The sequence below is a fragment of the Lutibacter sp. genome, from assembly GCF_046055765.1.
GTDB lineage: Bacteria > Bacteroidota > Bacteroidia > Flavobacteriales > Flavobacteriaceae > Lutibacter.
In genome coordinates, this window is record NZ_JASFZF010000074.1 from 1 (window position 1) to 11655 (window position 11655).

Annotated in this window: 10 protein-coding genes and 2 pseudogenes; 8 read left to right on the top strand and 4 right to left on the bottom strand. The window is 29.3% G+C overall.

The annotated features are described in order from the left end of the window. From QM495_RS07600 to QM495_RS07625, 6 genes and pseudogenes are all read left to right on the top strand, one after another. Positions 1–184 (top strand): annotated as a pseudogene (locus QM495_RS07600) (ATP-binding protein); the annotation flags it as partial. A gap of 150 nt (positions 185–334) precedes the next feature. Then, complete coding sequence (locus QM495_RS07605; RefSeq protein ID WP_408671509.1) at positions 335–910, top strand: hypothetical protein; 576 nt, start codon at positions 335–337, stop codon at positions 908–910. Between the two features lie 277 nt (positions 911–1187). Beyond that, the gene (locus QM495_RS07610) at positions 1188–2657 is read left to right on the top strand and encodes a serine hydrolase (protein WP_408671510.1); all 1470 of its coding nucleotides are present in this window, start codon (positions 1188–1190) and stop codon (positions 2655–2657) included. A 107-nt stretch (positions 2658–2764) separates the two neighbouring features. After that, positions 2765–4024 carry an alpha/beta hydrolase-fold protein gene (locus tag QM495_RS07615; protein WP_408671511.1) on the top strand — a complete coding sequence of 420 codons (1260 nt, stop codon included), beginning with the start codon at positions 2765–2767 and terminating at the stop codon, positions 4022–4024. A gap of 55 nt (positions 4025–4079) precedes the next feature. Then, complete coding sequence (locus QM495_RS07620) at positions 4080–4688, top strand: thiamine diphosphokinase (RefSeq protein WP_408671512.1); 609 nt, start codon at positions 4080–4082, stop codon at positions 4686–4688. Between the two features lie 10 nt (positions 4689–4698). Beyond that, entirely contained in the window at positions 4699–4932 is a 234-nt protein-coding gene (locus tag QM495_RS07625; protein WP_408671513.1) for a hypothetical protein, read from the top strand. On the opposite strand, the gene QM495_RS07630 is transcribed toward QM495_RS07625, so the two are convergent. The 4 genes from QM495_RS07630 to QM495_RS07645 all read right to left on the bottom strand — a co-directional run bounded on the left by QM495_RS07630 (position 4929) and on the right by QM495_RS07645 (position 8830). After that, the gene (locus QM495_RS07630; protein WP_408671514.1) at positions 4929–5309 is read right to left on the bottom strand and encodes a hypothetical protein; all 381 of its coding nucleotides are present in this window, start codon (positions 5307–5309) and stop codon (positions 4929–4931) included. The two genes, QM495_RS07625 and QM495_RS07630, sit on opposite strands and share 4 nt — an antisense overlap. A 9-nt stretch (positions 5310–5318) precedes the next feature. Beyond that, positions 5319–6533: an NAD(P)/FAD-dependent oxidoreductase gene (locus QM495_RS07635; protein WP_408671515.1), complete on the bottom strand. Its 1215-nt coding sequence runs from the start codon at positions 6531–6533 to the stop codon at positions 5319–5321. Between the two features lie 4 nt (positions 6534–6537). Then, positions 6538–7467, bottom strand: a complete 930-nt coding sequence (locus tag QM495_RS07640; protein ID WP_408671516.1) for a GYDIA family GHMP kinase — start codon at positions 7465–7467, stop codon at positions 6538–6540. Positions 7468–7561: 94 nt separating this feature from the next. Continuing rightward, complete coding sequence (locus QM495_RS07645) at positions 7562–8830, bottom strand: hydroxymethylglutaryl-CoA reductase, degradative (RefSeq protein WP_408671517.1); 1269 nt, start codon at positions 8828–8830, stop codon at positions 7562–7564. A 149-nt stretch (positions 8831–8979) separates the two neighbouring features. Here QM495_RS07645 and QM495_RS07650 point away from each other — a divergent pair, with 149 nt between their 5' ends. Both QM495_RS07650 and QM495_RS07655 read left to right on the top strand, forming a co-directional pair. Further along, positions 8980–11169, top strand: a complete 2190-nt coding sequence (locus QM495_RS07650) for a S9 family peptidase (protein WP_408671518.1) — start codon at positions 8980–8982, stop codon at positions 11167–11169. Positions 11170–11205: 36 nt separating this feature from the next. After that, positions 11206–11655 (top strand): annotated as a pseudogene (locus QM495_RS07655) (MFS transporter); the annotation flags it as partial.

Here is an 11655-nt window from a genome sequence, read left to right on the forward strand (position 1 = left end):
AATTAAACTTCATTTTCTAGATATATCAAAAGAAACACGTTTAAAAAGAGTTTTGAATAGAAATAAAGAAAAAGGAGAAACATTTGAATTTGAGGTTACTAAAGAGGATTTTGATTTTATGGAAAACTGGTTTGAAAAGCCAAACGAAATGGAGTTGAAAAATGGAGTTATAACATCCGATTAAAACTTATGGCAACAATGCATATAATTCATTGCTAGGTTTGGTAATTGTCCGACAATCTTTCTCTATATTTAAACTGAAATCCTAACGGATTTACAGCAACAAAATCATAACTCTAAAACAAGCTTGCAACAAACTATAAAAACTAAAAATATGTACAATACACTACGTTTTATAAAAGAAAAAAAACATCAAGCTTTAATCATTTTCTTATTGACCCTTTTTATTCTATTTACTATTTCCTGCGATCAGAAATCTCAATCTTCTAAAAAATCAGAAAGTGAATTAATTAATAAAGTCAATGCTATTCAGCAACAAATAATGGTACAAGGAAATACGAGTGAGGAAGAAGAACTGGCATTATCAAGTTTATGCAGTCTTGTTTCTCCCATGGATGGCTTTGATAATTATAATCTTGATGGTGTTCTACTTAAAGATGTAGAAAATGCACCTATTTATAATAGTTGTGAAGGACTTTCTAAAGAAGTAACAAAAAAATGTTTTAAAGAAAGTATCGTAAAATTTATAAAACAAGAGTTCAATTCAAGAATCCTTAATATTTCAGAACCACAACAGGTAGCGGTCTTTTTTAAAATCGATAAAAATGGAAATGTATCAACTATGAAAGTGAGGGTTGCAGATGTGACAATTCAAGCAGAAATAGCGAGGGTATTAAAAAAAATACCTAAAATGAAGCCCGCCCTCAAGATGGTATTAATGCGCCAGTAGTATGCTCAATTTTAGTAACATATGGTAGTGAAATAGCAATCGATTTTGTATATATTCCTGCAACCCCTGAAGGAGTTATTGATTAAAAATTAAACAATTAATTATAGTCACTTATGAAAAGTCAGTTGTCAACACCGTATAAAATTTATACTTAAATTTTAAATTGTCCTAAATAATAAAAATACTAACAACCTGATTTGCTTCAACCGAGAATCCTACTAATTTTAGGTTGTACAAATCTTATGCAAACCCATTATAAATCTCTTAATAAAATATTATGAAACAATATTCACAACGCTCATTACGAAGAAAAATCTTGCTTATAATTTTCATTCAAGTAACTACATTATCTATTGTCTTTGGGCAAAGTAAAGCCGAAAAAATTGATGAATTAATGAACCTACATAACGAATATGCCCAATTCAACGGTTCTGTACTTGTTGTAGAAAATGGAGAAGTTATTTATAAAAAAGGGTTGGGATTGGCCAATATGGAATGGAATATTCCCAATCAACCAAATACTAAGCATAGACTAGGTTCAATTACAAAGCAATTTACATCTATGTTGATTCTTCAACTCGTTGAACAAGGAAAATTAAGTTTGAATGGAAAAGTATCTGATTACCTTCCTGAATATCCAAAAAAATCAGGAAATAAAATAACAATACACCACTTACTTACGCATTCTTCAGGAATTCCTGAATATCTAATGATTCCTAATTTTATAAAAGAAAAGAGTCGTGACCAATATACTCCAACCGAGTTTATGTCATTTTTTAAAAACTCACCTCTTCTATTTACACCTGGTAAGGAATTTTCTTACAGTAATTCTGGTTACTTTTTGTTAGGTATAATTATTGAGAAGGTTACTGGAAAATCTTATGAACAGGTTCTTCAAGAAAATATTTTCACCCCTTTAAAAATGAATAATACAGGATACGATCATCATAGCTCGGTGCTAAAAAACAGAGCGTCAGGTTATACAAAAAACGGAAATGAATATAGGAATGCAACGTTTATTGATATGTCAATCCCTTATGCAGCTGGTTCAATATTTTCTACCACAGAAGACTTATACCTTTGGGATCAAGCATTATATACCAATCAACTTTTGTCTAAAAAAACTAAAGCACTTTTATTTACTCCTTATATGCCTGCTTGGGATGGAGGCTATGGGTATGGATGGCATATTTCAAAGAAATCTATAGGTGAAAAAACTGATATAAAAGTAATTAGCCACACTGGTGGAATAAATGGATTTAGTACTCTTATTTCTCGTATGCCCGATCAGAAAAATTTAATTGTATTATTGAATAATGTTGGAGGGACTGACCTAACTAATATTGGTATTTCCTTAATCAATATTCTCTATAATGCTCCTTATCAAATGCCGAAAAAATCTTTAGCTGAATTATTAATGGAAACAGCTATGGTTAGTGGTTTTGAATCTGCCTTCAATCAATTTAGAGAATTAAAAAATTCTAACGATTATGCTGTCAAAGAAAATGAAATAAATAATTTAGGGTATCAAGTATTAGGAATGGGAAAAGCTAAAGAGGCAATAGAAATTTTCATGCTTAATGTAGAAACATTTCCAAAATCTTGGAATACATATGATAGTTTAGGTGAAGCTTATTTAATAGATGGAAATAAGGATCTTGCAATAAAATATTATAAAAAATCCATTGAAATTAATCCTGATAATACTGGTGGAATAAGTGCATTATCAAAACTTCAGTCAGAATAAACGATTTAACCGTATAATAAAATGGACTTTTTTTACAATTTATGGAATGATTATTATCAATTGAATGCTCATTAAAAAAGACTATAAACTAACTCAAATTTTAAAAAATGATAAAACGCTTCATTTATTCATTATCAATATTACTTTTATTGAGTAATACTTACCAAGGAACCGCACAATCAACAATAAACGAATTGTATTTAAGTGCAATTGCTTCAAAAGATAGTATCTATTCAAAAACTTTTAATGAAGAAAAGCAGTTTTGGGTTCAACTTCCAGAGAATTACAATCCGAAAAGTTTAGAAAAATATCCTGTTGTTTATATTTTAGACGGAGGTGTACAATTAAAAACTTTAGAAACTGTTTATGAAAATTATTGGGGTCATTATTTACCAAACATGATTTTGGTTGGAATCTCAAACCAAACAAATAGAACCAAAGATTTAACAACTTCTCAAATAAAAATGTATGGAAAAACTAAATTAAATCCAAATACTGGTGGTGCTGAAAAATTTACACAATATATTGAAAATGAATTAATTCCTTTTATCGACAAAAATTACCCAACAACTTCTTATAGAACTTTAATTGGGCATTCTTATGGTGGATTATTCACCATAAATATGCTGATAAATCATAATAGTTTATTCAAAAATTATATTGCCATTGACCCAAGTTTAGATTGGGACAACCAAAAATTATTAAAACAAGCGAAGACAAAATTAGTTTCAGATAATTTTAAAGGGAAATCTCTTTTTGTTTCAATGTCCGCAGAACAATTACACATGTGGGATGAAACTGTTACCGTTGAAAATTTAATGAAAAACACTTCTGAATTTACGCTGTTTCCACGTTCAATTGTAGAATTTTCAAAGTTTGCTGAATCACATAAAGAAAGTGATTTAAACTTTTCGTGGAAAATATATCCTGAAGATTTACATCAAACTATCCCATTACCTTCAATTAGAGATGGGTTGGTTTTTCTATTTAAATGGTTTCAATTCCAACATCCACCAAAATATAACAATCCGGAAACTACCGTTGAAAAATTGACAGAATTATTAAACAAACAAGCAAAAATTTATGCTGAGAATTTTGGGTATTCTGTACCTCCTATGATTGAAGAAATGCTTAATGGTTATGGTTACATGAATATGCAAATGGGTTTTCCTGAAAAGGCTAAACTATTTTTTAAATTGGGTGTTAAATATTATCCGAAAAATGCAAATTCTTATGATTCTTTAGCTGAGTATTATGAGTCTCAAAAAGATTATTCCAATGCATTAAAAAATATTAAGATTGCTTTTGAACTTAGCGGAAGTGAAGTTCATAAAAAAAGATTGGAAAAAATTAAATCTAAAAACTAACTTAGTTTACTGTATATAAGTGTTTTTACAACTCTTTTCATTATTTTTGTAATCTATGAAAACGAAAAAGGCATTTATTTTATTAAACGGTTCAGCACCAAGTAACTTTCCCGATTTATCACAATACGATATTGTTTGTGCAATTGATGGTGCTTATAATTATTTTGAAGCTAAAAACATTGTCCCTGATTTGGTAACAGGAGATTTTGATTCAATTAATTCAATCCCTACTTCTATTGAAGTTATCAATACACCTAATCAAGATTTTACAGATTTTGAAAAAGCATTACAAATTTTAAAACATCGTGGCTTTTACCATATTGATGTTTATGGAGGAAGTGGAAAAGAACATGACCATTTTTTAGGAAATATCAGTACTGCCCTACAATGGAAAATAGGGTTAAATATTACTTTTTTTGATGATTTTGGAAAATACTTTTTTATTCAAGATCGTACAACTTTAAATCATGTAATTGGAAAAAATGTTTCATTAATTCCTTTTCCGACAGCATCAGAAATTAACACTAAAGGATTATTATACCCTATTAAAAAAGGTACTTTAACTTTTGGAGAACGCATAGGAACTAGAAATAAAGCTATTGAAAATGAAATACAAATTTCGTTTGAAAATGGGGACTTATTAATTTATATTAGTCACAACTAAAACCTAAAAATTGAATAGAAAATTAAAGCTTATTTGGGATTTTAAAGGTTCTTTTTCTGCTAAAACAGCAGAACATCATTGCATTCATTTAAAAGAATTTGCTATTATTGAAAAATTACATTTTTATGAAATAAATTCTTTAGTAATTTCAAAAATGCACACTACAGCTTTTATTATTGTTGATGAATCTGATATGAAAATATATAGAGATGCTTTAAAACCTCATCGGGGGCAGTTAGCTTAATTAGTTTGTAAATTTTTTAAAATAGCTTTCAAATCTTTAAGTGAATTTTTATCAATAAATTTAGTTTTAATATGTAGTTCTTTATTTTCTGTTCTTAGAATATAATCTTTTCCACTTCTTTTAATTTGTTTCAAATCAACCAAATTTAACTTTTTCGGAATTAAGTTATTTAACGTAATTATATCATCTTCAAAAGTCAGATATTGATTCTTACTTTTAAAAAAATAATTTCCAAAATAAAACAATGAAGCTATTAAATACCCATAATTAAAATAGTTTTCTGAATCATTTGTGATAGATATAACTCCTAGAATCAACCAAAATAATCCAAAAACAAAAATCCACCTTAGATGCATCCGCTTATATCGTATTTTCATTTTTTCTTTTTATAAAGTTGAAACTGCATTTGCCGCAATCCAACCACCTGTCCAAGCATTTTGAAAATTAAATCCACCAGTTACCGCATCAATATTTAAAATTTCACCTGCAAAAAATAAGTTTTTGTGTAATTTACTTTCAAATCGTTTAAAATCAATTTCTTTTAAATTAATTCCACCAGCAGTTACAAATTCATCTTTAAACGTACTTTTTCCAGAAACTTTAAAAGTGCATTTGGCTAATTGATTTGCTAAATTTTCTAACTCTTTATTACTTAATTGTGCCCATTGAGTATCGGAAGAAATTTGAGATGCAACTACCAATTGCTCCCACAAACGTTTTGGAATTTCAGCAAATGCAGAACGAACAATCACTTGTTTTTTTGCTTGCTCCTTTTTTACTGATTTTAAAATATTCAGAACAGTTTCAGGGTTTGTAGATAACCAATTTACTTCAATTTCAAAACTATAGCCTTTTTGGTACAATTCAACTGCTCCCCAAGCTGATAATTTTAAAATTCCTGGACCGCTTAAACCCCAATGCGTAATCAACAAAGGCCCTTTTGCCCCTAACTTTGAGCCAATTACTTTAACTGTTGCTTTTGGTACAGAAATTCCAGGAATATCTTTAATTCTATTATCATAAATATTAAAGGTAAATAATGATGGAACTGGCTCAACAATTGTATGACCGAAACCTTCAAGCATTGACCAAACTTTAGCATTACTTCCTGTAGCAATCAACAAATAATCTGCAATAAAATCTTCTGAAGCAGTTTTTATAACGAACTTTTCTTCATTTTTTTCAACAGCTTCAACTCTTGTACTTGTTTGTACTTTTACACCCGCATTTTTAGCACTATCCAAAAAGCAATCTATAATAGTTTGTGAAGAATTACTTTCTGGAAAAACCCTATTATCATCTTCAATTTTTAAAGGAACACCTCTATTTTCAAACCATTCCATGGTGTCTCCAGTCATAAATTGATGAAATGGTCCACGCAATTCTTTTTTACCTCTCGGATAAAATTCAATCAACTCATTTGGTGTAAAACAAGCGTGTGTTATATTACAACGTCCTCCCCCAGAAACTTTAACTTTTTGCAACACTTTATTACTTCCTTCCAAAATAAGAACTTCTATTTCTGGATTTAATTCTGCGGCATTTATGGCTGCAAAAAAGCCTGCTGCACCACCTCCAATAACTATAAATTTTTTCTTCATTTAATTATAAAACCATTTTTGAATAAGGAATCACGGTTTGAAACCCTTTTTTGTTAAAATATTTTATTGAATCTTCGTTTCCTGTTGCCAAAATAAAATCACCTCCCCAAGCTCCTAAGCTTTTTGTTTGTCCAAAATAATCAGAAAACAGCTCTTCTTTGACAGGTTTTAGTTGAATTGTTTTTGAAACTATTTGTTCGTGTTCAATTAATAGTCTTCCAAAATCTGTTAAATTTTCAGACGACAATAACTCATTTGTTAAAGCTGTTATTTGCGCAACTTCTGAAGTTAAATTCCCTTTTAATTCATTAAATCTTAGAATCCCTTCTCTACTATTTTGTTTTTTATTTAAATACACAAAGTATAAATTTTCTTTAAATGAAGGATTAAAATTAGCAACCTCAACTAATGGATTTGCTCCATTTTTAGTATATAAAATTGACATATTATTTTGAGCACAAGCAATATCATAACCACTTCCACCAAAGGTAGCTGACAATAAATGGTGTGGATTTATTTTTGCCCAATTTGCAATATTATTTATCAATGTTGATGAGGTTCCTAATCCCCAATTTTCAGGAAAAGTAAGGTTAGTTTTTACTTTAAATCCCTTTCCTGACTTCAAAAAAGTTGGATTCAACTTTTGAGTCTGAAACAATATTTCTTTTAAATTTTCAGCTAATTTATCGTTTCCACCATCTTTTTCTGAATCAAAAGTGGCGCTTACTAAACGTAATTTTGGTATCTCAAAAATAACTTCCAACCAACATTTTCCTTCATTTGTAAAACTATTCCAAATTAGTTGCTGCTCATTTATTGATTCAATAACTAAATCTTGTCCAAAAGTTGTTGGAACTGCCAAAGATTTTGCACCTTCTAACACAAAATATTCACCTGTTAGTAATAGTTTTCCGTTACTGTAGAATTTTTTCATCAGTTATTATCTATTCTTTTATGACGACCTATAAAATCAAAGTCAAACCCTTAAATCATTTCGACTCCTCTCAGCCACTGACTAATTATTTATCTTATACCAACTTATTATATGCTTCAACAACTGCATTATGTGTTACTGTTTTATGCTCAAAATAATCGATTAAAAAGGCTTTTTCTTCTTCACTTGCGCCTAACTGTTTTATAATATTTGTTAAATGCATTTTCATATGCCCTTTTTGAATTCCTGTTGTAGTTAATGCTCTTAAAGCTGCAAAGTTTTGTGCCAATCCCGCAACCGCAATAATTTCCATCAATTCTTTTGCAGATGGGTTTTCTAACAATTCTAAGGATAATTTTGATAATGGATGTAACTTGGTTAAACCTCCAACAGTTCCTAATGCTAACGGAATTTCAATCCAAAATTTGAAGATACCATTTTCAATAGTTGCATTGGTTAAACTCTTATATTTACCATTTCTTGCAGCAAACGCATGTGCCCCAGCTTCAATAGCTCTAAAATCGTTTCCTGTTGCAAGTACAACTGCATCTACTCCATTCATAATTCCTTTGTTGTGTGTTACAGCTCTGTGTGGTTCTGCATTGGCAATTTGAATTGCTTGTACAAATTTTTGTGCTAACACTTCTGAATTTTCAGCATATAAATCATCTACTTTACAACTTACCTCCGCATGCACCAAACATTCTGGAACGTAATTTGATAAAATACACATTACAATTTGAATATCCTCTTTTTTAAATTCATCTGCAATGGCTTCTAAACAAGAATTTATAAAATTAGCTCCCATACTATCAACCGTTTCAAAGGTAACATGTAACTGATAATAATTTTCTAATTCGGATGTTTTATCTCGTAATTCAATATCTAGAATCCCACCTCCACGTTTACGCATGTTTTTAGTAATATTCTCCGTAACTTTATAAAGATGTTCCTTTTTTTTGTTGAAATGGTTTTCTAGTTCCGCTTTATTTCCTTCATACATAAAATGAACCTGACCAATTTTTGTAGTTGAAATTACATTCGCTTTAAAACCACCTCGAGTACTCCAAAATTTAGCTACTAAAGAAGCCGCCGCAACTACAGAACTTTCTTCAATAGTCATTGGAATCGCATATTCCCTTCCATTAATTATAAAATTTGGAGATACTGCGTATGGTAAATAAAAATTAGAAATGGTATTTTCTATAAAATCGTCATGCAAATCTTGAAGTACTTCATTTTTATTCCAATATTGTATTAAAATATCTTTCACATTTTCATCATCATTAAAAAAGGCTGATACTAACCAGTTTATCTTTTCTAACTTATTAAATTTTGAAAATCCGCTAACTGTTTTTGGCATTTTTTAGTAAAATTTTGTAATGCAACAAAGATAAATTAATAATAATTAAATACTACAAATTACAGTATTGTTAATTTTATGATTTATCTCAGGTATGAATTGCTAAATTTTTCTTAAACTTGGCATTTATTTTAAGAAACCATAATTCAATGAAAAAAATACTTATTCTTTTTATAGCTATTACGTCTTTAGCTACCGCACAGAAAAAAAATATTACTTTAGAGGAAATTTGGAATGGAACATTTAGAACTGAACGCATGAATTCGCTAAATTCTATGAATGGCGATTTTTACACTTTACAAAACTTTAATAAAGAAACAAGAAGCACAACTGTAGATAAATATAGTTATGCAACTTTAGAAAAAGTTGAAACTATTGTTGATAGTAAAGATTTAGAAGGTTTAAAATATTTTGAAAGCTATTCGTTCAATAATAATGAAACAAAATTAATTTTAGGCGTAGATACTGAGCCTATTTATAGAAGATCTAGTTTAGGTGTTTTTTATGTGTATGATATTGCTACAAAATCACTTCAGTTAATTGATAAAGAAAAAATACAAGAACCTACTTTTTCACCAGATAGCAAAAAAGTAGCCTATGGAAAAAACAATAATATATTTATTAAAAATTTAGAAACTAATGAAGTTACACAAGTAACTTATGATGGCTTAAAAAATAGTATTATTAATGGTATTTGTGATTGGGTTTACGAGGAAGAATTTAGTTTTGTAAAAGCATTTGAATGGAGTAACAACAGTGAAAATATTGCTTTTTTACGTTTTGATGAAACTGAAGTCCCAACATTTTCCATGGAATTTTATGGAAAAACGTTGTACCCTACACAACGCGTTTTTAAATACCCAAAAGCAGGTGAAAAAAACTCGATAGTAACACTTAATTTGTATAATTTATCCGAGGGGAAATCTACTAAAATTGATTTAGGTAATTATGAATATATTCCAAGAATAAAGTGGACAAATGATTCTAATATTTTATGTGCTACAACATTAAATCGTCATCAAAATAATTTAAATTTATTTTTCATAAATGCCTCTGATTTTTCCACTAAAATAGTTTTGAATGAAACGGATAAAGCTTATCTTGATATTCATGACAACTTAACATTTTTAAAAGATAATAGCTTTATTTGGACCAGTGAAAAAGACGGATTTAATCATATTTATCATTATTCTAAAAATGGTAAATTAATAAACCAAATCACCAAAGGAAATTGGGAAGTGACTGATTTTTATGGAGTTAATGAAAAAATAAAAACAATTTATTTTCAATCTATTGAAGACGGCTCTATTAATAGAACTATTTATGCTGTTAAATTAAATGGAAAAGATAAAAGACGTTTAACAAATGCTTCTGGAACTAACAACGCCTCTTTTAGTAAAAACTTTGCTTACTTTATCAATACTTTTTCAGATGCAAATACACCTACAATTTATACGCTGCATAATGGTAAAGGTGAAAAGTTAAAAGAAATATTAAATAACAACAAACTTTCTAAAAAATTAGAAACTTACAATTTAGCAAAAAAAGAATTCTTCACACTTAAAACAGAAAACGGTGAATTTAATGCGTGGATGTTAAAACCTGTAAATTTTGATGCAAATAAAGAATATCCTTTATTTATGACTCAATATTCTGGTCCTGGTTCTCAATCGGTTAGTAATAGATGGAATGGAGCAAATGATTACTGGTATCAATATTTAACAGATCTAGGTTATATTGTGGTTTGTGTTGATGGTAGAGGAACTGGTTTTAAAGGAGCAGATTTTAAAAAAATAACCTATAAAGAATTAGGCAAATACGAAGTTATTGATCAAATTGAATCCGCAAAAGAATTAGGAAAAAGAGCATATATCAACAAAAATGAAATTGGAATTTGGGGTTGGAGTTATGGAGGATTTATGTCTAGTAACTGCTTATTAAAAGGAAATGATGTATTTAAAATGGCAATTGCAGTTGCACCAGTAACTAGTTGGCGTTTTTACGATTCAGTTTATACGGAACGTTATATGCAAACACCACAAGAAAACCCAAGTGGATATGATGAAAACTCTCCATTAAATTTTGCTGATCAATTAACAGGCAACTATTTATTAGTACACGGAAGTGGTGATGACAATGTACATTTTCAAAATTCTATGAGACTTACAAACGCTTTAATTGAAGCTAATAAACCTTTTGATCAAGCAATATACCCTGATAGAACTCACGGGATTTACAGAGGTAAAAATACTAGATTGCACCTTTATAATAAAATGACTAGTTTTATCGAGGAAAATTTAGGAGAGAAAGCATCAAATCTTAAACTTTTAAAACAATAACCTTTAAATATAACTCAAAATATAACAAATTTAATTATGAAAGAAATACCATTTAGAAAGTCACATCCTAAAGGTCTTCACACCTTATTTGCAACAGAAATGTGGGAGCGATTTAGTTATTATGGCATGCGTGCTTTATTGGTACTGTATCTTACTGCGGAATTAGTCAATGGTGGTTTTGGTTTAGGACGACAAGAAGCTCTTGAATTGTATGCAGTCTTCACAGGACTGGTTTATTTAACTCCTATTTTAGGAGGTTGGATTTCTGACAGGTATTTTGGACAAAGAAAAACCGTTTATATTGGTGGTTTAGTTATGGCCGTTGGGCAATTTTTATTGGCTGCTAGTGCTTTGCTATACCAAACTACTCAAACAAGTTCTGATAGTCGTCAGTTCTTATTTAATTTTGGATTAGGAGTACTTATTATTGGGAATGGATTCTTTAAACCAAATATTTCTACAGTAGTTGGTGAATTCTACCATAAT